The 23,278-nt window shown below is 64.8% G+C and carries 18 protein-coding genes; all 18 read right to left on the reverse strand.

Annotation, left to right across the window (positions count from 1 at the left end; genetic code table 11):
• Window positions 1-83: 83 nt before the first annotated feature.
• The 18 genes from APT63_13740 to APT63_13825 all read right to left on the reverse strand — a co-directional run bounded on the left by APT63_13740 (window position 84) and on the right by APT63_13825 (window position 23,272).
• A complete protein-coding gene (locus tag APT63_13740; GenBank protein ID AMA46598.1) occupies window positions 84-380 on the reverse strand; it encodes a flagellar assembly protein FliT in 297 nt (98 codons plus the stop codon).
• Window positions 381-391: 11 nt separating this feature from the next.
• A complete protein-coding gene (locus APT63_13745; protein ID AMA46599.1) occupies window positions 392-790 on the reverse strand; it encodes a flagellar protein FliS in 399 nt (132 codons plus the stop codon).
• A 126-nt stretch (window positions 791-916) separates the two neighbouring features.
• Entirely contained in the window at window positions 917-2,317 is a 1,401-nt protein-coding gene (locus APT63_13750; protein AMA46600.1) for a flagellar hook protein FliD, read from the reverse strand.
• An 86-nt stretch (window positions 2,318-2,403) separates the two neighbouring features.
• A complete protein-coding gene (locus tag APT63_13755; protein AMA46601.1) occupies window positions 2,404-2,772 on the reverse strand; it encodes a flagellar biosynthesis protein FlaG in 369 nt (122 codons plus the stop codon).
• A 69-nt stretch (window positions 2,773-2,841) separates the two neighbouring features.
• Entirely contained in the window at window positions 2,842-3,693 is an 852-nt protein-coding gene (locus APT63_13760; protein ID AMA46602.1) for a flagellin, read from the reverse strand.
• 254 nt (window positions 3,694-3,947) lie between these two features.
• A complete protein-coding gene (locus tag APT63_13765) occupies window positions 3,948-4,883 on the reverse strand; it encodes a 3-oxoacyl-ACP synthase (protein AMA46603.1) in 936 nt (311 codons plus the stop codon).
• A gap of 260 nt (window positions 4,884-5,143) precedes the next feature.
• Window positions 5,144-8,059 (reverse strand): glycosyl transferase family 2, encoded by a 2,916-nt coding sequence (locus tag APT63_13770; protein AMA46604.1) that lies wholly within the window; start codon window positions 8,057-8,059, stop codon window positions 5,144-5,146.
• 31 nt (window positions 8,060-8,090) lie between these two features.
• Complete coding sequence (locus APT63_13775) at window positions 8,091-8,828, reverse strand: cephalosporin hydroxylase (GenBank protein ID AMA47901.1); 738 nt, start codon at window positions 8,826-8,828, stop codon at window positions 8,091-8,093.
• Between the two features lie 118 nt (window positions 8,829-8,946).
• Window positions 8,947-9,825, reverse strand: a complete 879-nt coding sequence (locus tag APT63_13780) for an epimerase (protein ID AMA46605.1) — start codon at window positions 9,823-9,825, stop codon at window positions 8,947-8,949.
• Window positions 9,822-11,063 carry an SAM-dependent methyltransferase gene (locus APT63_13785; protein ID AMA46606.1) on the reverse strand — a complete coding sequence of 414 codons (1,242 nt, stop codon included), beginning with the start codon at window positions 11,061-11,063 and terminating at the stop codon, window positions 9,822-9,824. Before APT63_13785 ends, APT63_13780 begins: the two co-directional genes overlap by 4 nt.
• Window positions 11,060-11,620 (reverse strand): dTDP-4-dehydrorhamnose 3,5-epimerase, encoded by a 561-nt coding sequence (locus APT63_13790; GenBank protein ID AMA46607.1) that lies wholly within the window; start codon window positions 11,618-11,620, stop codon window positions 11,060-11,062. Before APT63_13790 ends, APT63_13785 begins: the two co-directional genes overlap by 4 nt.
• Entirely contained in the window at window positions 11,617-12,699 is a 1,083-nt protein-coding gene (locus APT63_13795; protein AMA46608.1) for a CDP-glucose 4,6-dehydratase, read from the reverse strand. The genes APT63_13790 and APT63_13795 overlap by 4 nt, the downstream gene beginning before the upstream one ends.
• On the reverse strand, window positions 12,681-13,454 hold the full coding sequence (locus tag APT63_13800) for a glucose-1-phosphate cytidylyltransferase (GenBank protein AMA46609.1): 774 nt from the start codon (window positions 13,452-13,454) through the stop codon (window positions 12,681-12,683). Before APT63_13800 ends, APT63_13795 begins: the two co-directional genes overlap by 19 nt.
• Before the next feature lie 200 nt (window positions 13,455-13,654).
• Window positions 13,655-17,239, reverse strand: coding sequence for a glycosyl transferase family 2 (locus APT63_13805; GenBank protein AMA46610.1), 3,585 nt, complete (start codon window positions 17,237-17,239; stop codon window positions 13,655-13,657).
• Window positions 17,240-17,313: 74 nt separating this feature from the next.
• Window positions 17,314-18,873, reverse strand: a complete 1,560-nt coding sequence (gene flgL / locus APT63_13810; GenBank protein AMA46611.1) for a flagellar biosynthesis protein FlgL — start codon at window positions 18,871-18,873, stop codon at window positions 17,314-17,316.
• A gap of 15 nt (window positions 18,874-18,888) precedes the next feature.
• Entirely contained in the window at window positions 18,889-20,934 is a 2,046-nt protein-coding gene (gene flgK, locus APT63_13815; protein AMA46612.1) for a flagellar biosynthesis protein FlgK, read from the reverse strand.
• A gap of 12 nt (window positions 20,935-20,946) precedes the next feature.
• Entirely contained in the window at window positions 20,947-22,152 is a 1,206-nt protein-coding gene (locus tag APT63_13820) for a flagellar biosynthesis protein FlgJ (GenBank protein ID AMA46613.1), read from the reverse strand.
• A gap of 10 nt (window positions 22,153-22,162) precedes the next feature.
• Window positions 22,163-23,272: a flagellar biosynthesis protein FlgI gene (locus APT63_13825; protein ID AMA46614.1), complete on the reverse strand. Its 1,110-nt coding sequence runs from the start codon at window positions 23,270-23,272 to the stop codon at window positions 22,163-22,165.
• Window positions 23,273-23,278: the final 6 nt, after the last annotated feature.

Below are 23,278 nucleotides of genomic sequence, written 5' to 3' on the forward strand. Positions count from 1 at the left end.
TCATCTACGAAAACAGCTACTAGTTAAGTCAAAAAACCACGGGCAGTCAATTTGTTGGCGCCCATCTTTTGCATCATCCAGTGTCAGCTGAACAGATGGTATACCTTCGTCGCCGTCTGTGCCTGTCGGATTTCAGTCATTTCTGCTATCAAACTTTGACGCTCGTCACTTGCTGTATCGATTAACTGGCGATAGACGCCCAGCAATTCCTCGAGCCGCCCCTTAACTGCCTGCTGATTGACCACCGACTCGGCCAACACGTCATCGACGCAGACCCGGCACTCCAGGTCGAGTTCGCCAATGGCTTCCCAGTCGCGTGTGGATAGCGCAGCGAGCAAGGCCTGACGGGTTTGGTCGATGCGTTCGAGGACTGCATTCATGGGGGCGTCTCCTAGAAATCCGGGCTGGCCTGATCGCCGATTGCGTCCCAGCCTTCCTTGACGGTGATCAGCAAGCGGGCCACTTCATCGATGATGGCCGGATCGTTCTTCACGTTGGCTTCGATCAGGCGGCGGCTCATGTAGCTGTAGAGGCTGTCCAGGTCGGCCAATTGCGCCCCATGGTTTTCCAGGTCCAGCCCTTCGCGCAGGCCGCCGATGATGTCGATGGCCTTGCCGATCAGTACACCACGCTGCGCCACATCGTTGCGTGCCATGGCGCCCTTGACCTGAGCCATGCGGTCCAGGCCGCCCTGCATCAGCATCTGCACCAGGCGGTGCGGGCTGGCTTCGGAGGTTTGCGCGACGCTGTTGACTTTCTGGTATTGGCGCATGGCCAGCATTGGGTTCATGGTCTGCCTCATTGCAGCGAATGGATTGCATGTACTGGGTTATCGTCGCCAGGACGGGAAACTTTAGACCAAAAAAAACCCGCGGTGCTTGCAAGGCGGCCGCGGTTCATTGGGTTCGGGCGTCGATCAGGAGTTCTTGGCCTGGGCATTGATCGCGTCGAAGATCGAGGTGATCTGGGCGGCTTGAGCCTTCATCTTACCCAATGCGGCATCGAGCGCCACGTAACGCTTGGTCAGCGATTCGGTCAGCGACTCGGTACGACGGTCCAGCGCCGCCTGCTGCTCGGTCAGCCCCTTGGCGACCTTGTCCAGGTTGCTCTTGCGGGTGGCCAGGCTACCGTCGGTGGAATTGTATGGCGTGACCGCACTCTTCAATCGGCTGAACAACCCCTTTTCACCCGTGAAGAACGCCTCGACGCTGGTGCCCAGCTTCTTGTCGTTGATCGCCGTGGTGAAGGTGGTGGTGTTGAAGGCCAGGGTACCGTCCTTCTGCGTGGCCACACCCAGCTGGCCCAAGGTGGACAGCTGATCGCCGCCTACGGCCGTCGCCAGCACGCCCCGGATATCGGCCAGCAGCGAGCGCGTGGTCGGATCGTTGGTCAGCGAGCCCAGCACCGTCTTGCCATTGGCATCCGTGGACGTGCTGGTCAAGGAGCTGATGCCCTTCTGCAGCGTGTTGAAAGCGTCGACGAACGCCTGCACGGACGTCTTCAGGCCGTCGTTGTTGGGCGCGACCGTCACCTTGACGGCGGTCGCTGGCACAGGCGCCGAGGCCAGGTCCAGGGTCAGGCCGCTGATGGCGTCGGTGATGGTGTTGATGCCGCTGGACACCGCCAGCCCGTCGATGGTCAGCGAAGCATCCTTGGCCTGCTCGGTGATGAAGCCGGCACCGTTGCCACTCATCTTCTGGGTGCCGTCGATCGCCAGCGAGGCGATGCCACTGACCGACACGTCCGAGCCGGCGCCGGTGACGTTGGAGCCCAGTACCAGCCGAGCGCCGTCCCCGGCGTTGATGATGTTGGCCGAGAAGCCTCGCGGGCCGAGCTCCTTGTTGATCTGGTCGCGTACGCTCTGCAGCGTCGCGCCCTTGGCGACATCGATCGAGTAGCTGTTGCCGCTCTGGGTCAGGGTCAGCTTGCCAGCTTCCACGCTGCTGCTGGCACCCCCGCTAAACACCTGGCTGGCGATCTTGGAGCTGGTCGCCAGGTTGTTGACCTGGACGCTGTAGCTGCCTGCGACGGCCGTGTTGCTCGAGCTGACCTTGAGCACGTTCTCGTTGGACGAACTGGCGGCAAAGGCATTGAACGAAGGTGCGGTGGTGCTGCTGAGCTTGTCCAGCGACGACTGGAAGGTGGTCAGCGCACTGCGCAAGGCACCAATGCCCGACAGCATCGCGGTGTTGTTGCTGGTCTGCCGAGTGATCTGGCCTTGCTTGGCCGCCGTGTCTGCCTTGACCAGCGAGGTGACGATGGTGCCAATCTCCAAGCCGGAACCCAGGCCGGTGCTGGATACGATGGTAGAAGCCATGTCATTGTCTCTCTCTGTTGATCGCTACGCCTGATGCGGGTGCCTTGCCCCTGCCCCGGGCTCTTGGCCCGGCAGAGGCCGATCGATCAGACCTTGGCACTGAACAGGATGCTCGCGGTGTCGTCCAGCGCACGGGCGATGCGCAACGCCTCTTCGGAAGGCAGCTGGCGAATCAGTTCCCCGGTGTCGCTGGCGATGACTTTGACCACCAGCCTGCCAGATTCCTCGTCGGTCGAGAACTGGAGATTGCGTCGGCTGGCGTTCAGGAATTTTTCGATATCGGATACAGCAGTCTTGAGTTGATCGGCTTCGTCCGCCGACCCCACCTCAGGGGTGATGTCTGTACGGCCCGGATCAGTTGGCGGGGAACCGGGCGTCGCGATGGGCCGTTCGGCGGCCGTGTCGTCTGCGCGGGGTGCCGGGTAGGGCTGACTGAACCTGACGTTGATGTCCATGACATTCACCTCGAAACGAAAAGACGGGGAAGCGTCTTACGACACTCCCCCGCCGATGGCCGTCACCGATTACTGAAGCAGCTTCAGAACCGAGGATGGCAGCTGGTTGGCCTGGGCCAGAACCGACGTGGACGCCTGCTGCAGAGTCTGCTGCTTGGTCAGCTGAGCGGTTTCAGCGGCGAAGTCGGTGTCCTGCACGCGACCACGAGCGGCCTCGGCGTTTTCGTTGATGTTCTGCAGGTTGTTCACGGTGCTGGTCAGGCGGTTCTGCGAAGCACCCAGGTCGGCACGCGTGGTGTTGATGGTCTGCAGAGCAGCGTCGATGGCCGACAGTGCTTTGTTCATGCTAGCTTCAGCGGTAGCGCTATCGGTACCCGTGATGGCGACGGTAGCCGAGTCGACGCTCAGTGCACCGGCGGTGAAGCCACTGTCCAGCGAGATGCTGATCTGGTTGTTGGCACCGGAGTTGGAGCCAACCTGGAAGGTCATCTTGCCAGCAGTACCGTCGAGCAGGTTCTTGCCGTTGAGCTGGGTCGAGTTGGCGATACGGGTCAGCTCGTCGGACATCTGCGCGAATTCTTTGTTCAGCGCTTCACGGTCCTTGGTGCTGTTGGTGTCGTTTCGCGACTGGACGGCCAGTTCACGCATACGCTGCAGGATGTTGGTCTGTTCCTGCATCGCGCCTTCAGCGGTCTGGGCGATGGAGATACCGTCGTTGGCGTTCTTGATCGCCATGGTCTGACCACGGATCTGCGAGGTCATGCGGGTAGCGATCTGCAGGCCGGCGGCGTCATCTTTGGCGCTGTTGATTTTCAGGCCGGAGGACAGACGGGTCATCGAAGTGCTCAGCGCATCGGCAGCCCGGTTCAGGTTTTTCTGAACGCCCAGAGAAGTGGTGTTGGTGTTGACAGTCAAAGCCATGACGAATTCCTCGTGGTATGGGTACTACGGCTTCCGGCCTTGGCAAATCGCCGGGCGTGGCACAGAGAACCTTCGTAGTAGTTATCGTCGTCAGGGCGGGTTGCTTTAGGAAAATTTGCAAAAAATTTGCTGGCAGGCTGCCACTGTCGAGAAATCAATGACTTGCCGCCTTTCCTGGCCAGGAGGCGGACGAGAGGGCCTGAACGCACAACGCCGCTCGAACGAGCGGCGCTGGCAGACCACCAGGCAGTCGATCAGGGCTGACGTTCGAGAATCGCCGAACCCCACGACAGGCCCACGCCGAAGCCGCTGAGCGCCACGCGCTGCAAGGCAGCGCCAAGCACGTGCTTTTCCAGCAGCAGCGGGATGCTGGAAGACACCGTGTTGCCAGTCTCGAGCATGTCCTTGACGAACTTGTGCTTGTGCGCGCCGTCATCGAACCGCGACGACACCGCATCGACGATGGCCGCGCTGCCCTGGTGCAGGCAGTACAGGTCGATCTGCTCGGCGCTCAGGCCGCTGGCCTCGAGCAACTGGTGAAGATGCGCCGGCACCTTGACCAGGGCGAAGTTGTAGACCTGGCGACCGTTCATGAAGAACGTGCCGTCGGTGGTGCGCAGATGCTCGGCCCCTGCCCCATCGCTGCCGAACAGTGACTTGCCCAACTGCCACGGCGCGTCTTCACCCATCCAGGTCGCCGTAGCGGCATCGCCGAACAGCATGGTGGTGTTGCGATCTTCCGGGTCGACGATCTTCGAGTACGGGTCGGCGGTGATCAGCAGGCCGTTCTTCAGGCCGGTGGCTTCCATGAAGCCCTTCATGGCGTACAGGCCGTACACATAGCCCGAGCAGCCCAGAGAGACGTCGAACGCCGCCACGGCCGTGGACAGGCCCAGCTTGTGCTGGACGATCGCCGCGGTGTGCGGCAGGCCTTCGGCATCGCCGTTCTGGGTGACGACGATCACCACATCGATCGAGGCCGGATCGAGCGTCGGGTTGGCGGCGAACAGGTTACGGGCCGCGGCGACGCCCAGGTCGGAGGTTTCCTGGTGCTCGTCCTTGCGCGGCAGAAAGGTCGAGCCGATCTTGCCGAAGATGAAATCCTGGTCTTTGCCGAATTTCGCACCTTGGGCGTAGTTGTCCACACCCTCGAGCGGTACGTAGCTGGCGATGCTTTTCAGGCCAATCATATGGCTTCCCAATTCAGTGACAGCGCAACACATGCGACGACGTCCAACGGCCAAGCCCCAGGTCTGTCGAGGAACATCGACACCTGCCAGGCACGTCGGAAGACGAGGCAACGATTCGTGGTCGGGTAATATACAGGGGAGATGCGCGATATGACTCTCGAGTCACGCGCTTTTTTGTGACACATCCTGCAAGTGGCGCATCGCACGTGGGGCATGCCGCCCTGCTTTCGGCCTGAAAGCGGGGCGGCATCGGCAGGCGATCAGCCGCCCAGGGCCTGCCAATCGACCCCGGCCTGCGGGTCCAGGCCGAACAGCGTGGGCCCGGTGCCGTGGCTGGCGTTGTGGAACGGGTCGGACGGAGGTGAGGCAAGGTGCGGCTCGGCCCAGGGCGAGTCCAGCCCGTCCGTGGCCTCCCCATGATCGATGGCCTGGACCTGCGGCGTCCAGACCACCAGCAGCCCGGCTGCGGCGAGGCGCGGGCAGAGTTCGATCTGCACGGCGCGCACCGACGTCAGCTGGGTGTCGAACCCGCCTACGGCCTGCAAGGCCTCGGCGCGCACCATCAGGCATCCGGACGCCGCAAATACATCGTGCTCGACACTCAGCCGTTGCAGGTAGCCTGGCTCCTTCACCGAGGCACCGACGAACGCGGCCTGCAACGACGAGGCGTCAGGCAGGACCAGGCCCGCCTCGCGTACCTTGCCGTGCGTATCCAGCAGCAGCCCGCCGACCGCGCCGACTTCCGGGCGCAGGGCCTGGTTGAGCAGCCCTTCGAGCCAGTTCGCATTGAGCACTTCGACGGCATCGGCCAGCACCACCAGGTACTCACCCTGTGCGTGCTCACGGGCGCGCTCGAGCAGCACGCCGGGCGGTACGGGCTGCTCGCTGCGCACCACGCGCACGCGACTGCCGGCTGCCTGCAGACTGTCGAGCCATTCGCGCAACGCCGACGACTGGCTGGCGTTGTCGACGATGAGAATCTCATGATGGTGGTAGCGGGTACGCTGCACCACAGCGATCAAGGCCCGCTGCACGTCGACCGCATTGTCGTGACAATGCAGCAGGATCGATACCTGGGGACGCCGAGCATGCCGGTAGTCGATGCGATGGACACCAGGCACCACCGAGGACACCTCGGCGTCGTAGCCACGCTGGCGCAACGCCTGCGCCAGCACGTCGCGCGTCTGTCCTTCGTCCTCGGTGGGCGCCGCGCAGGTCAGCAACGGTTCGGCCAGGTGTGCCAACCCTCCCAATCCCTCTGCCCCGATCAGGCGCAGCAACAGGTCGAACTCCAGTGCCTGCGGCCAGCGCGCGTCGAACCCGCCCATGGCCAGCAACAAGTCGCGCCGCAGCAGCCAATGCCGCGCCATCAGCCCCGGCGCACTCTGCAACAGGTCCAGGTTGACGCCAGGACGCAGGACGTCCGCCAGGCGGCCATCGGCCTGCACCTGGACTTCGTCCATGGCCACGGCACGCACGCCCTCGACACCCAGCAGTTCGAGGCTGGCGCGCAACAGGCCCGTGGCGGTGAAGCGATCACCCGCCTCGGCCAGCACCACCCAGTCGGTATCCAGTTGGGCCACGGCCTGGTTGAGACGGGCGGCTGGCTGCCGAACGTCGACCGGCACGAAATGCACGGTTTGCCCGGCATGGGTCTGGGCCGGTGGCTCGCCAGCCGTCAGGACCACGACCTTGAAGCGCCGGCACAGCCCGTTCATCAGGCTGTCGAAGGTGGCTTGCAAGCCTTCGGCGTCGTTCTTCAGGTCGAGCAGCACGATGCCGAAGGATGGCCCACCATCCGCCTCGCTCAGCCGCTGGCGCAACCGGTCGAGCTGGTCTGGCGACGGTCTCCGGCTGTCCAGCCAGTTCAACAACCGACCCGACGGCAATGAATCGAGCAGCGCCTGGCTGTCGTAACTCGGGACCGCCTCGAGCCGGGCCAGCCAGCCTCGCAGCGAGGCGGCCTCCGGATCCTCGACCGCTTCGAGCGAGACCAGCAGCCGCTCGACCACCTGACGATTGAACGGGCTCAGGGTCAGCGCCTGCCACAGCCGCGCGCGCAACGTGTGTTCGTCGTCATTGGCCTGCACCTGCATCAACTGCTGCTGACGCACCAGGATCGGCTCCAGTTCGCGCAGTTGCAGACGGCCACATGGCAGGCTGTGGATGAGATGCTCGAACTCGGCGAGCAGGTCGAACATGGATTTGGTGTAGTACGGCATCTCGAGGAACTGCTGCTCACCGAAGGCGCGGGTCGGTTCCGGTGTTGGCAGCAACCAATGGGAACGCACGATCATGCAACCTTGCAAGGCGCGCCCCGTGAGCAGCCCCTCTGCCATGGCCTGGAAGGCCTCCAGCACGACCTGCTTGGCCTGCTCGAGCGTCAGCGGCGTCAGCCCGGTCGGCAGGCCGGCCAGGAACTCGGCGAACTGCTCACGCTCGCGGCAGGCGGCCTCGTCCTGGTAGGTCAGCACGGTCAGCACGTTGGTGTTGTGCTCCGAGCCGCCCACGTTGGCCTCGCGCACGGCATAGGGAATCGGCAGTACGCGGGCCTTGGCGCTGGTCAATAGGTAGAAGGTGTGACCGATCTCCTGCCACTCGAAACTGGTGCCGGCCGGCAGCAGGCGGTACCACTGCTGGATCAGGTCGGTGCGGGTGACCGCGTAGAACGGCGGCAAAAACTGGCCCATGAAGTCGACCAGACGCCGCGCCGGGTCTTCGCTGGCATAGTCTTCCTGGACCCGCTTGTCGCGGCGGAAGTACTGCACCTCGGTGCCGCGTCCGACGTACATCATGCCGTAGCCATGACAGACACCGTAATCGGGATGCGCCTGCAGGAAGTCCACCGACTGGGTCATGCCGTCGAACAGCAGGAAGTCGTCATCGGCGGCGAAGGTCATGAACGGCGTCCTGATCCGCTCCACGCCATAGGCCAGCTTGTCCTGCAGGCCGGTGTAGGCGAACTGCGGCAGGTGCAGGTACTCGACCTGCGGATGGTCGGCCTGCAGCGTCGCGTCGATCTGGCTGGAGGAGTCCAGCACCAGCAGCGTGGCCGGATAGTCGCGGTAGTAATGCAAGGCGCGCCGCAGGAACGCCGGCCGGTTGTGGGTGATGAGCACGATGGTCAGACGGTTGCGCAACGCGTCGTCTGCGAATCGGGAGGAAGAAAGAGGCACGGTACGCTCCTGCGCGACAGGGAAGGAAAGATCAGCGAACGCGACGCAGATAGCCGTCCGACGCGACGGTCAGCAGCAGTTTGTCCTGCACCGTCTGGTCGATCTGGAAGTCGCCGTTTTCCTCGAGGAAGGCCCAGACTGCGGTCTTCGGATTGTCGCCATGGCCCCAGGGGCGGTCGGGGAAGGCATCGGCCGGCATGTCCTCGACCACCGTGTCCATCACCACGCAATAACTGTCCACCGACACCAGCGGCGCGTAGTGACGCAGCTCTTCGAGCACGTGGGCATGGGTGTGATTGGAGTCGAGCACGACCATGACCCGCTTGCCCTGGGCATGGGCACGAACGCGCTCGACCATGGCGAGGTCGATGCTCGAGCCTTCGAACAGGGTGATGCGGTGGGCCATGGGGTGGTTTTCGATGGCCTGGCGATTGTGCGCACGGATGTCCACGTCGATGCCCAGCACCTCACCATGCCCCAGCAGCTGCAACAGGGAGGCGTAGTAGATGATCGAGCCGCCGTGGGCGACGCCGCACTCGATGATCAGGTCGGGCTGGATGCGCCAGACCAGTTCCTGCATGGCGATCATGTCCTGGGGCAGCTGGATGATCGGCCGCCCCATCCAGGAGAAATGGTAGGTGTACTTGTGCTTGGCCGACTCGTCGTAGAAATCGCGCGCCAGTTGCTTGAGCGTCTGGCTCTGCCCTTGCTCGGCGATCTGCGTCGCGCACTCTTCGGCAAAGATCTGCTGGGGGGTCTTGTCGCTCATGAACATCTCCAAAAGTCATCGAGGCGCGGCATCGGCCGCGAAACACATCACACCGTGGTGGCCGTCAGGGCCGCGCACAGGACAAAACAGGCAGCCGGCCCTGTCATACAGGCCGGACTCAGGCCGCAGGGTCGGCGCCCTGGGCTGCCAACAGCCGGTCGAGCACCTCGGTCACCGCCCAGAACGCCATGGGTTCGTGCCGTGGGTAGGGGTAGTGTCCGAGGTTGAGCGACAGCGTCGCGCCGCGTGCGGCCAGGTGCCGTTCCACCAGCGTGCGCACGGCCAATGGCTGGCCGCTGGCGCAGTTGACGGTGCCGTCGAATTCCCGCCGGGCGATCAACGTGGCCAACTGGCGCGCCAGCGTCGTGATCGGCTGGAAGTCGCGCAGCTGCTCGCCGCCGGACATGTCGAACGTCGCGGCGCCCTGGTCGATGGCGCGGTCCAGGGCGGCCAACAGGCTGTTGGGGTTCTGGCCTTCGCCATGCAGGTAGAACAGGCGCGCCCATTGCAGCACGAATGGATGGTGGCGCTGCAGCGCCAGCAGGAACTGGTGCAGGCTGTGCTTGGCCAGCCCGTAGGCCGTCTGTGGCCGGGCCGGACAACGCTCGTCCAGCGGGCCGCTCTGATCGCCGTATTCGTAGCAGGTGCCGGTGACCAGCACCTGCGGCACGCCTGCCAGCACGGCCTGCTTGATGAAGCGGTAGTCGGCGCCCAGGTTCTGCTCCAGGTGGAACAGCGCCTGGTAGTCGGGCAGCCCGGGCCAGGCCAGGTGCGCCAGTACGTCCACGCCCTCGCACCAGGCGGCGACCTGCTCGGCAGTGGCATCGTGCACGTCGGCCGCGATGAACGTCACCCGTTCGAACCACGGCAGCGTGCTGGCACGTGCCTTGTCCCGCGCCAGCGCACGGACGGTCATGCCGCGTGCCAGCAGCTCGCCGACCAGGTGACGGCCGACGAAGCCGGTGGCGCCGGTGACCAGTACGACGGACGCGCTCACAGCACCGTCAACTCAGGCACGGCGACGACCAGCCGCCCTCCCCACTCGGCGATACCGGCCTGCTCGGCCTGCACCTCCGGCAGCAGGTTCCAGGGCAGCACCAGCACGTAGTCGGGGCGCTCCTGGGCGATACGCTCGGGCGCAACGATGGGGATGCGGCTGCCCGGCAGGTACTTGCCCTGCTTGTGCGGGCTGGCGTCGGCGACCCAGGCCAGCAGGTCGCTGCGAACCCCGGCGTAGTTGAGCAAGGTGTTGCCCTTGGCCGCCGCGCCGTAGCCCGCCACGCGCTTGCCCTGGGCCTTGGCTTCGAGCAGGAAATCCAGCAGCTGCAGCTTGATGGCCTGCGCGGCCGGGGCGAGCGTCGCGTAGAACGCCGGCGTAAGCACGCCGGCTTCGCGTTCGGCGTCCAGCGCCTCGCCCACCGCCGGGCTCACGACCCGTTCGCCTGTCGCGCGGCGCTGGACGAAGACCCGCAGCGAGCCGCCGTGGGTCGTGAGCGGTTGCACGTCGAAGACCTGCAGGCCGTTGCGCTGGCAGAGCAGGTCCACGGTGGTCAGCGACAGGTAGGAATAGTGCTCGTGGTAAAGGGTGTCGAACTGACGGCCGGCGATCAGCGTCAACAGCTGCGGAAACTCGAAGGTGACCACCCCCGTGGGCTTGAGCAGGCGCGCGAAGCCTTGGAGAAAATCGTTGATGTCGGGCACATGGGCCAGCACGTTGTTGGCGACCATCAGGTCGGCCTGCCAGCCCTCGGTCGCCAGGGTCTCGGCCAACGCCGTGCCGAAGAAGTCCTCACGGATGGCCAGACCGCGTGCGCGTGCAGCGGCGGCGGTGCTGCGCGTGGGCTCGATACCCAGGCACGGGATACCGCGCTGGGCCACGAACTGCAACAGGTAGCCATCATTGGCGGCGATCTCGACCACGCGGCTGTCGGCCGTGAGCGTGAAACGCTCGACCATCTCGGCCACGTAGGTTTCGGCATGCTTGAGCCACGAGCGCGAGTAGCTGCTGAAGTAGGCGTAGTCGGCGTCGAACAGCTGGTCGGCCTGCTGGTGGGCCTCGGCCTGGACCAACCAGCAGTGTTCGCAGACCCAGACTTTCAGGGGCAGCCAGACCTCGGGCTGCGACAGCTGCTCGGGGCGCAGGTAGGCATTCGACGGTGGCGAGGTGCCCAGGTCGATCAAGGGCAGCTGCAAGGGGCTGGCGCAGGCACGGCAGGTGTGGGGGGCAAGCGTCATGGGTTCAGTCCGCTGAAGTGGTCATCGAGCCAGGCATGCTGCTGGTCGCGAAGCGACAGGTTGATCACCGGCAGGGGCCAGTCGATCGCCAGGCGCGGGTCGTCATGGGCCAGCCCGCCTTCGCGGTCCGGCGCATGGTCGGCGCTGTGCAGGTACAGCAGCTCGCTGTCGTCGCTCAGGGTCTGGAACCCGTGCGCGAACCCCGGCGGCACCAGCAGGCTGAAGCCCGCCTCGGCCGTCAGCTGCTCGGCATGCCAGCGCAGGAACGTCGGTGAACCCCGGCGCAGGTCCACCACCACGTCCCAGACGGCGCCACGGACGCAGGTGATGTACTTGCTTTCGGCCGGCAGGCCGCTCTGGTAGTGCAGCCCGCGCACGCTGCCGCGCTGGCGGGTCAGCGAGCGGTTGATCTGGCGAACGTGGAACGGCGCGCCCTGGGTATGCAGGCTGTCCTCGCAGTACAGCCGTGCGAAGGCGCCGCGTGCATCGTCGTGCCGACGGTGCTCGACCCGGGCCAGACCCTCGAGCGGCAAGGGGATCAGACGGTACTGGCTCACAACGACTCCTTGTAATGATGCAGTTGCGTCAGGCATACGGCGCGCATGTCCAACCCTTGCTGCCAGCCCTGATGCCAGGCCAGGGTATGGTCGAGGCATTCGGACAGCGACCAGCGCGGTTGCCAGCCCAGCACCTGGCGCGCCCGCGAGCTGTCCAGGCGCAGCAGGCCCGCCTCGTGCAGTTCGCTCTGGCGCAGCTCGACGCCGGCAGCCTGGGGCCATTGCGAGGCCAGCAGCTGCACGACTTCACCGACGCTGCGCGCATCGTCCTCGCCGGGGCCGAAGTTCCAGGCGCCCTCGAAAGCCGGGCCGCGCTCATGCAGTGCCTGCGCCAGTTGCAGGTAGCCGGCCAGCGGCTCGAGCACGTGCTGCCAGGGGCGTACTGCCTGCGGGTAGCGCAAGGTCACGGGACGGCCTTCGGTCCAGGCCTTGAGCACGTCCGGTATCAACCGCTCGGGGGAAAAATCGCCACCTCCGACCACGTTGCCGGCCCGTGCCGTGGCCAGGCACAGGCCATGGGCGGCATGCTCGGCGGCCGGGAAGAACGACGACTTGTAGGACTGCACCAGCAGTTCGCAGCAGGCCTTGCTGCTGCTGTAGGGATCATGGCCGCCGAGGGCTTCGTTCTCCCGGTACGGCCAGGGCCATTCCTGATTGGCGTAGACCTTGTCGGTGGTGACGACCACGCAGGCGCGCACGCCGCCGATCTGGCGAATCGCCTCGAGCAGGTTCAGCGTGCCCATGACGTTGGTGGAATAGGTCCCCAACGGATCGCGATAGCCCTCGCGCACCAGCGGCTGGGCCGCCAGGTGCAGGACGATCTGCGGCTGGGTCTCGAGCAGCACGTTCATCACCGCGCCCAGGTCGCGCACATCGCCGCGCCGGTCGTCGATCCCCTCCCCGACCCGCGCCAGGGTAAACAGGTTCGGCTCGGTGGACGGATCCTGGGCGAAGCCGATCACCTCAGCGCCCATCTGCTGCAGCCACAGCACCAGCCAGCTGCCCTTGAAGCCGGTATGACCGGTCACCAGCACGCGCTTGCCGGCCCAGAAGCCGGGGTTCAGGTCCACTGTTTCCATGGGGCCTCCCCGTTCGCCCAGAGCTGTTCCAGGTAATTCTTGTCGCGCAGGGTGTCCATCGGGTGCCAGAAGCCCTCATGGGTGAAGGCGTGCAGTTGCCCTTCTTGCGCCAGCTGGGTGATCGGCTCGGCTTCCCAGGAGGTGGCGTCACCGTCGATGTACGGCAGCACCGCCGGCGACAGCACGAAGAAGCCCCCGTTGATCCAGCCGCCGTCACCCCGTGGTTTTTCGCTGAAGCCCAGCACCCGATCACCCTCGCACTGCAAGGCGCCATAACGCCCGGGCGGCTGCACGGCGGTCACGGTGGCATGCTTGCCATGGGCACGGTGGAAGGCGACCAACTGGCTGATGTCCAGGTCCGAGACGCCGTCGCCGTAGGTGAAGCAGAACGCCTCTTCCCCCTCGAGGTAGCGCCCTGCCCGGCGCAGACGCCCGCCGGTCATGGTCTCTTCACCGGTGTCGACCAGCGTCACGCGCCAGGGCTCGCTGTAGTTCTGGTGCACGTCCATGCGGTTGGCCCGCATGTCGAAGGTCACGTCGGAGGTGTGCAGGAAATAGTTGGCGAAGAAATCCTTGATCGCATACCCCTTGTAGCCCAGGCAGATCACGAAGTCGTGAATGCCATGGGCCGAGTACTGCTTCATGATGTGCCAAAGAATTGGCTTGCCGCCGATTTCGATCATCGGCTTGGGCTTGAGGTGCGACTCTTCGCTGATCCGCGTGCCCAGCCCACCGGCCAGAATGACTGCCTTCATCGAGTTCCTCGTCTGCGTCGACCCGACCTGCACGTGCCGGGTGCAGGATTTATGGCGATGTCGAGGTGCATTGCAGGAAGCGCGCCAATCTGGGAGCTGAACACAAGTTCACGCAGACGGTAATGCGGTGCGTCAGGCAGAGCATGACGTCAAGACGGCGCTGGCGCTCTGACTTGCAGCTTGCAGCCCGTCACTTGTCGCTAGGGTGCCAACCACCCCCACTCCCACTGCCGCAGGTTGTCACCGCACAGCAGGAAGTCGCGCATGACCGCGTCGCGCAAGGCCTCGCCCATGCGCTGGCTGGCGACAGGATCGGCCAAGTGCTGACGAATCGCCTGCAGCCATTCTTCAGTACTGTTGGTATATACCCGAGTACAAGGCAAATAGCCGCGGTAGGCCTCGGTGTCGGTGCAGACCACCGGATAGCCGCAGGCGCCGTACTCCAGTAGACGCAGGTTGCTCTTGCAGTCGTTGAACACATGAAACTCGAGGGGTGCCAGAGCAAGATCCAGGTCGAGGCTGGCCAGCTTGGCCGGATACGCGTTCAGCGAAACACCTGGGTGGTACTCATGGATGTAGGGCTTGAGCTCATCCGGGCACATGCCGAAGAATACCCAGTGCACCTCATCGACCAATGCACGGACCACCTCGGCGATGATCTCCAGATCGCCACTGTGACTGGTACCACCGCCCCACCCTACCCTGGGTTTGGACGAGGTGCCTCGCCGACTAGGCGCAAGATTGCTCCAGAGATGCGGCGCCAGCATGTTGGGCACGACACGTATGTCGGTGTGCATGTCCGCCAGTCGTTGGGCCAGCGCATGAGTCGTGACCACGACGCGATCGCACAGCGCAATGCCACGACGCAGTTGCTGCTCTGTGTCGGCCGGCTTGTTACGCGCATGGGAATTCTTGGCAGAGGCCTGAATCACATAGTCGTCAATTTCGAAGATACGCCGTGCGCCAGAGAACCGGGCAATGCGCTCGATATCGCGCACCGAATCCTCGGAATGGCGCAACTGGAATACGATCACGTCCGGGTCCATGCGCGCCAGCTGTACGATGCTGGGCGATTCGTAGACCACCCGACCCACCACGCGGCCGGCAGCCTCCAACTGACGGAACGGCTGGTCGACCCTGTAATGTCCCACGGCCGAATCATTCACCGGCAGACCCAGCACGGATGGCAGCGCGCGCGCGCACAAAGGGCTCCAGCTGCCACGCAGGCTGGGCTCGAGACTGAAGTCGGCGCTGTTCAGGCTCAGGCTCGGGTTATAGGCCGGATCGCGTGCTACCTTGGGCAGCCAGCGCTCGCAAAATGCCTGTTGCTGCGCCTGCCATTGGTCGGTATCGACGACCGGCGCAAGCGATGGATTGGACGACGTCTTGAGCAACCTGGCATGCGGTGTGCCGACAATCAGGTAGCCCAGCTGTCCGGCGCGTAAGCACAGATCGACCTCGGCCAGCCCCCCTACCAGCGGCTGGCTGCACAGTCCGCCCAGTTCGTCGAAGACCGTCTTGCGAACCATCAGGCAGGCACCACCCACGGCGCTCCAGTTCTGCACGACCTGCAAGCGCTGCAGGTAACCTCGGGCTTGGCTGTCCTCCCCCGCAAACGCTGGCCCTGAACTGCCCGCCACACCGAGCACGCGTCCCGCTTCGACGACTCGACCACGGGTATCGATCAACGTGCCGCCGACCACCGCCACCTCCGGGCGACGGCCCAGCTGCAGCATTTCATCGAGCCAATGGGCATCAAGCACCTCCACTGCGGCATCGAGCAGCAGCAGGTAGTCGCCCTGTGCTTGGGCGGCGGCGCGATCGATCAGTCGCGTACGCTCGCTTTCTTCCGGTACGCGCACGACACGCAGCAACCGCGCATCTAGCCGGGCCATCGCGTCGAGCCAACCCGCGATGGATGCGGACACCCTCTCGCCGGCCACCAACAGCAGCTCGTAGTCCACCGTGGCAGTGCGCTCGAGCAGCCGCTCGGCGCTACGTTGCAGCTGCTCGAGGTCTTCCTCAACCACGATGATGATCGTCACCTTCGCGCTGCCCGTATGCTGGTAATCGATACGATTGAGCACCTCGAGCTGCTCATGGCAAATGCGATGCTCGATGCCAAGGCGGTCAAGATGAGCGCTTACCAGCCCCTCACTGCCTTGGACCACGGCCGGTGACGATAACCATTGGGCGAAACTCGACGTGCACTGGGCCTGGATTTCGGCAATATGATCGATGGCCTGGAGGCCACGCGCTTCCACCAAGCGCCAAAGCAGGTCATGGGGCGCCAGCTCGCCGAACCGGTCATCCAGCCCGCCGAGCTCAAGCAGCGCAGCACGCTCGAACGCCAGCATCCGACCGACGTACGGGTAACTGCGCAGCAGGTCGAGGTTAAAATCGGGCTTGAACACAGGCTCAGCGGGCGCATCGTCCACCCAGGCACCTTCGTCGCCATAAATACAGGCAATGCCAGGAAATACCGATGCGCGCTCTGCCAGCAGCAAGCACGCAGACTCGCTCAGGCGGTCACCAGCACGCAGCAGGTACACCCAGTCGACATCGGACGTGGAGATCAGCCAGCGATTGACCTGCTCGGGCCAGTTGGCATCCAGTGTCTCATGTGAAACGGCCAGCGACGGGTGTTGCCTCGGCACGGTGTCGGCAAGCAGCAGACAGGCCTGTACTGGATAAAGCTGCCCGGCCAGGCTATCGAGCGTGTACTGCACGCCCTGCGCGTCTCCTTCCGGGTCGAGCACCACTGCCAGCAATCGCGGCTGCGTCGGCCAGGTCGACACGACTCGTGGCACCAAGCCACGCTGTACCGCGCTGAAATGCCGGGCAGCCAGCCATTGCTCGTAGAATTGCGCATAGCTTTCACAGTCGCTGCCCACCCGCCCGCTGAGCCGCGTATGCCAGTTGCTGAGGATCCTCGCCACACACAGCTCTTGCCAGGGAAGCGGTCGCTCCTTGGCCTGGCTCAACGGAACGAAGCGCACCCAGCCACTGGCAGGAGCTGCTTCACCACTGCGCGCGGCTACCATCTGCAACAACCAGCGCCACTCCTGAGGCATACGTTGGCTGATCTCTGGCAGCTTGCTGAAACGTTCCGGATGCAACCGCTCGATCAATGCCGGCGCACTCAGCATGACCATGTCGCCACGGCGCATCAGGCAGACGAACACAGCGATGTCCAACAGCGCTTGAAAACGCTGGCCATCGGCGCTCAGCGCACGTAACCAATGCAAGGCTTGCTCACGCCGCATCAAGGCTGCCGACAGATTGCCGAGAAAATTGAACGGCCGGCCTTCGAGCAGCGACAGCATGTCTTCACCTTTGAACAAGCTGTCTTCGCTGGCAAACCGCGCGTTGGCGATGCGCATGGGCAGAATGAAGTCGTTCTCGTCGCACAGCACTCGCTGAGACAGTACCAGGTTGACGTCGGGCAGACTCAGCAGCACCTCGGCCTGATCGCTGATGCACTGCGGGAACAAGCGGTCGTCATCGCACAGCACCTTCACCATGTCATGGCTGGCCAGTTCGAGCGCGTGGATCAGGTTGTCGATGAACCCTTCGCTGTCATCATGACGTACATAGCGCACGCGTGCTCGGCTCTCGGCGTCCAGCGCCATGACGATTGCTTCGATCTCAATGCCATGGCTGTCATCACAGACAATCACCTCCAGCGCCTCATAGGTCTGCGCCAGCGCACTGTGCAGCGCGGCAGCGAAGAAACGGGGGTGATGGGCCGGGATGACGAGGCTGACGCGGGCTGTCTGGTTCACACGAATGACCTTGAAGGGGGGTTATGCGCCGCACCGAAGCCGGGCGACGCATGACAGGAGGCCAGTGACGCCGATCAGATGTAGTTGACCAGCGACAGGCTTGCGATCTTGGCGTAGGCCTGGAGGGAGGCCGAGAGCATGTTGCTCTGCATCTGCAGGCGCAGCATGACTTCGGCCGGATCGCTCTCGCGAATCGAGCTCTGGGTCTTGGTGTTCTCGATGCTCAAGGCCTCGTTGGTCTCGGTCTGCACGTCCAGCGCCTGGCCACGTCCGCCGATGGACGCGATGGAGGCGCCGACCTGGTTGCTGGCGTTGGCGATGTTGCCCACGGCCGCGTCCAGCGAGGCCAGGAAGGTCTGACGGGCGGCCGGGTCATTGTCCATTGGCGTGGTCAGCGCCTTGCGCAGTTGGCCGATGGTGTCGAGCACGTTCTGGGTCTGGTGCGTGTCGACCTTGACCATGAACTGGTCGGCCGCCGCAGGCGTGCCGGCGACCTGGAAGCTCACCCCGGCGACGTTCGCGACGCCGCCGGCCAACGTGCCTTTGCCCACCGGCCGGCTGTTGTCATCGACCGGCGCAGCGTACAGCTCGAACTCGTTGTCGCTGGTGAAACGCAACACGGCGCTCTGGCCCGGGAAGGTCGACTGGTACGCCTGCGTGTCGCTGATCGACGCACCCGTCACCTGGGCCGTCGACGGGTTGCCGGCGCTGCGCGTGCCGACCAGGGTGTCGGGCTTGGAGCCGAGCGAGAAGACATGACCGGCGATCGAGCCATCCGGATCGGCGCTGTCGGGCTTGATCTGCAGGCGCAGGTCGACGCCCCGGAAGCTCAGGGTATTGCTGTCGGCCGACGGATTGAAGGTACCGCTCTCGCCCACTTCGGCGGTCACGTCCTTGCCCGCAGCATCGGTGATCTTCAGCTGGGTGCTGCTGGTGAACTCGATCTGGTAGGGCTCGCCGCTGCGGAACCGGTCGTTGTAGGTGATGTTGCCCGAGACCTGACCATTGGACAGGCTGACCCGTCCATCGTCGGTGGCCGGCGACAGCAGCTTGGTTTCGCTGCGGCTGGTATTGAGCGCCTGCTCGAACGCGCTGTAGCCGGTCTCGTTGGCCGCCAGGCTGATCATGTCGCCAACCTGCAAGGTCAGGCTGACTTCGTCGCCCTGGTAGCTGTAGGTGCCGTCGGCGTTGCGCACGTAGGGCTGGGTGCTGCCCTTGGAGCCGGAGAACAGGTAGGTGCCGGTCTCGTCCTTGCTGTTCATCAGGGTGTACAGCTGACTTTCCAGCGACGACAGTTCGTCGGCGTTGGCCTTGCGGTCCGAGTCGGTGAAGGCGCCGTTGCCGGAACTGACCGCCAGCTCGTTGACCCGCTGCAACAGGGTGCTGATCGAGCTGAGCGTGGTCTCGGTGGTGCCCAGCGAGTTGCGCACGCTGGTGACGTTGGTGCTGTACTGCTCGAGCATGTTCTGCTGCTGCTCGAGCTGCAGCAGGCGCGCCGAGCCGACCGGATCGTCCGCCGCCGAACGGATGCGCAGATTGTCGCTGGCGTCCTGCTGGCTCTTGACCGTGTTGGCGTAGCTGCGCTGGTAGTTGGCGCTGCTGGTGTTGTAGAACTGCGAGGTCGAGATACGCATGGTCAGGACGCTCCTTTAAAGGCTGTTGATCAAGGTGGCGAAGGTTTCCTGGGCCGCCTTGATGATCTGCGACGACGCGGTGTAGTACTGCTGGAACTTGATCAGGTTGCCGGTCTCTTCGTCGATGGAGACACCGGACACCGAGTCGCGGCTGTCACGGGCCGACGTCTGCAAGGCCGAGGTGGCCGTGCTGTCCATGGTCGCCTGGGACGCCTTGCCGCCGACGTTGGACACCAGCTTGGCGTAGGCATCGGTGAAGCTCATGCCCTTGCCGGTGGCCCCGACATCGACGCTGGAGCCGTTCTGCAGGGCCAGCAGGGCCTGGGCATTGCGGTTGTCGGTGGAACCCGAACCGGTCAGCGAGACCGTGAAGCTGTCACCCTTGCGCGGCACGCCTTCCACACTCATCTCGAAGGTGAAGGCCTGTTGCTTGCCGTTCTCGGTGATCGGGTTGCCGCTGGCGTCGACCATCGGCACGCTCAGCTTCAGGGCGTTGTTCTGCCCGGCAACGATGGTCCCGGTGCCGATCTGCGTGCCCTTGGCGTCGTACAGCTGATAGCCCTGGGGCGAGGCGGTATCGTCGCCGAACACCAGCTTGACCGGGGTGGAGTACTTCAGACCAGTCTGCAGCTGGCTGCGCTGGGTCGCGTCATAGGCGTCCAGCGTCGAGGTCAGCGTCGGCTGGCCGGCCACCGCCGTGCCTTTGTTGCCCAGCGCGGTGCTGATGCTCAACGGCGCGGACAGCGCCAGACGCTTGGCGTCGGTCAGGCTGGTGCCGATGTCGCCGGCGCCGCTGCGGGTCGGCACGATGCGGAAGCTGTCGCCCGCCTTCGGTGCGCCACCGTTCATCGCCAGGCTGAAGCCATCGATCACCGGCGCCGGATCGGCGTTCAGGTCGAAGCTGCCCATCTCGGTGTTGTCCGGCAGGCGCCGCACGCTGTAGGTCGAGGCGTTGCTGAAGGTCACCTGGTAATCGTTGGTGGTGAGCTTGCCGCTGTTCTCGATGGTCACGCCCAGGTTGCCCGAGCCGACACTGTTGCCGATCCGCGGGATGCTGCGCTGGCTGGCCGCCTCGGCACTGTTGATGTCGCCGAACAGGGCAGCACCGAACTCACCGTTCTTGTCCAGGCCCTGGGCGAGCTGGCTGTTCATGGAGTCGGCCACGACCAGCGCGATGCGGCCCAGCTCGTTGAGCGCCGGGTCCAGGGTATCGCTGCGGTAGCGCAGCAGGCCACCCAGCTCGCCGCCGGTGGTGCTGGCGGTGATGTCCATCTGGGTGTTGCCGCGGTTGAGCATCAGCGCCATGCGCGTCGGGTCGCTCTGACCCGGTGCCACGGACAGGGCCTGGGTGGTCTTGCCCAGCACCAGCGACTGGCCGTTGTTCAGGTAGATGTCGTAGTTGCCTTCGCGCTCGACCACCTGGGCGCCGACCAGTGAGGTCAGCTCGCGGACCGCGCCATCGCGCTTGTCGAGCAGGTCGTTGGGCGTACCCTGGGTCGCCGAGACACGGGCGATCTGGTCGTTGTACTGGGCGATGGTGCTGCTGAGCTTGTTGACCTGGTCGGCCATGGTGGCCATGTTGCCGTCGATGTTGCTGCTCTGCTGCTTGAGCTGGGTCGACAGGGCATTGAAGCGCTTGCCCAGGGTCTGGGCACTGGTCAGCAGCAGTTGCCGCGAGGCGTCCTCGGTCGGGCGCGCGGAGACTTCCTGCAAGGCGCTGAAGAAGCTCTGCAAGGCCGAGGTGACGCCGGTGTCGGTGCTCGACAGCGACTTGTCCAGGGGCGTGATCTGGTTGAGGTAGGCGGTCGAATCGCTGCTCAGGCTGGTGGTGGTGCGCAGCTGGTTCTCGAGGAACGAGTTGTACACGCGGCGCACGTCAGCCAGGGTGGTCCCAGTGCCGATGTAGACGTTGCCGTATTGCTGCGAGCCCTTGGTCTGCTGGACGATCTGCTGGCGCGAATAGCTGTCCACGTCGGCATTGGCGATGTTGTTGCCCAGGGTATGCAACCCCGACTGCGCGGCGTTCAGGCCGGAAATGCCGATATTGATCAAACTCGCCATGGTTGCGGGCCCTTATAGTTGCCGAGTGGTCGTCAGAGCCGCGTAGCTCTCGGTCGACTTCATCTGCTTGGCTATCTGCGAAATCTTGCTGGCATAGGCAGGGTCGGTGGCGTACCCGGCTTTTTGCAGCTCCTTCACGAACTGTTCTGGTTTATCGGCAGAGGCGACCGCATCTTTATAGCGGGCGTTGTTCTGCAGCAGGCTGACCAGGTCGTGGAAGCTGTCCTGGTAGGATTCGTAGGAACGGAACGACGCCGTTTCCTTGACGAACTTGCCGTCGCGGAATTCGCTGGTGATCGCCCGGGCCTTGTCGCCTTCCCAGTTGCCGCTGGCCTTGATGCCAAACAGGTTGTGGCTGTTGCTGCCATCGGCGTTGCGCATCACCGACTTGCCCCAGCCGGTTTCCAGCGCCGCCTGGGCGACCAGGTAGCGCGGGTCGACGCCGATGCGCTTGGCGGCCGCTTCGGCCATCGGCAGCATGGTGGCGACGAAGTCGTCGCTGCCGGAGAAGACCTTTTGCGGCGCCAGCGGCGGCTGCGCGACACTGCGGCTGAGCCCTTGCAACTGGGCACGGTCCGGCGCGGCGAAGGCACGGGCCGTGGACGCCCCGACGGCAGCTACGCCTTCGCGGGCCGGCAGCGCAGCGGTGTTGGTCGTGGCGGTGGCGGCCGCAGCCGCCGTGGCCGACGGCACGATGCCCGCCAGCAGACGGTCGGTCAGCTTGCCCGGCAGGGCCAGGCGCCGTGCATTGAGCGCCGCGACGTCATTGCGTCCGTGGGTGTCGCCACTGACCGCCGAATGGGCACCGGCCACGCCCTGCCGGCCCCACAGGGTCGGCGCGCTGCCCTCGACCCGCGGGAACGGGCTGGGGTTGCCCACCGCCGGGCTCTTCTGCTTGGACAGCTGACGCATGAGCACGTCCTGCAGGCCGATGCCGCCGCCCTGGCGCGACATGCTCACCGCCATCTGCTGGTCGTACATGTCCTGGTACTGCTTGACGGTCTCGGTGTTCATCGGGTTGTCGTCGGCCAGCACATTGCTGGCCTTGCGCGAGGCCTTGAGCATTTCGCTGACGAACAACGACTCGAACTCCTGGGCCACCTTGCGCAGGTTGCCTTCGCTGTCGCGATCACCGTGCTTGAGCGAGCTCAAGCGGTTGAGGTCGGTGTAGGCGCCGCTGTCGGCTTGACTGGAGACCAGGCTCTTGGCGTTGTTCATCGTACGGTCCTCAAATCACGATCAGGTCGGCCTGCAGCGCCCCGGCCTGTTTCAAGGCTTCGAGGATCGCCATCAGGTCACCGGGTGCAGCGCCGACCTGGTTCACCGCGCGGACGATCTCGTCGAGCGTGGTGCCGGGGCCGAACTTGAACATCGGCTTGGCTTCCTGCTGGGCATTGACCCGCGAGCGCGGCACCACGGCGGTCTGACCACCGGAGAGCGCCCCCGGCTGGCTGACGATCGGGTCCTCGGTGATGGTCACGGTCAGGCTGCCGTGGGTCACCGCCGCCGGCGACACCTTGACGTTCTGGCCGATCACGATGGTGCCGGTGCGTGAGTTGATGATCACCTTGGCCACGGCCTGGCCCGGATCGATCTCGAGGTTCTCGAGGATCGACAGGTAGTCCACGCGCTGGCTCGGGTCCATGGGCGCGGTGACCTGCACCGAGCCCCCATCGATGGCCTGGGCCACGCCCGGGCCGAGCAGTTCGTTGACCTTGTCGACGATGTGCTTGGCGGTGGTGAAGTCCGGGCGGTTGAGGTTCAAGGTCAGGCTGTTGCCCTGGTTGAAGCCGCTCGGCACCGCACGCTCGACAGACGCGCCACCGGGGATCCGGCCTGCCGACGGAACGTTGACGGTGATGCGCGAGCCGTCGCGGCCTTCGGCGTCGAAGCCGCCGACCACCAGGTTGCCCTGGGCGATGGCGTAGACGTTGCCGTCGATCCCCTTGAGCGGCGTCATCAGCAGGCTGCCGCCGCGCAGGCTCTTGGAGTTGCCGATGGACGACACGGTGATGTCGATCACCTGCCCCGGCTTGGCGAACGCCGGCAGGTCGGCATGCACCGACACCGCCGCGACGTTCTTGAGCTGCACGTTGCCCGACCCTGGCGGCACCTTGATGCCGAACTGCGACAGCATGTTGTTGAAGGTCTGCAGGGTGAACGGCGTCTGGGTGGTCTGGTCACCCGTGCCGTTGAGCCCCACGACCAGGCCGTAGCCGATCAGCTGGTTGGTGCGCACGCCAGAGATGCTGGCGATGTCCTTCAGGCGTTCGGCCTGGGCACCGAACGCACAGGTCAGCAGCAGGGTCGCGACGATCAGGTGCCTAACGTTGAGCATGGGCGT

It is taken from the genome of Pseudomonas monteilii (assembly GCA_001534745.1).
Classification (GTDB): domain Bacteria; phylum Pseudomonadota; class Gammaproteobacteria; order Pseudomonadales; family Pseudomonadaceae; genus Aquipseudomonas; species Aquipseudomonas alabamensis.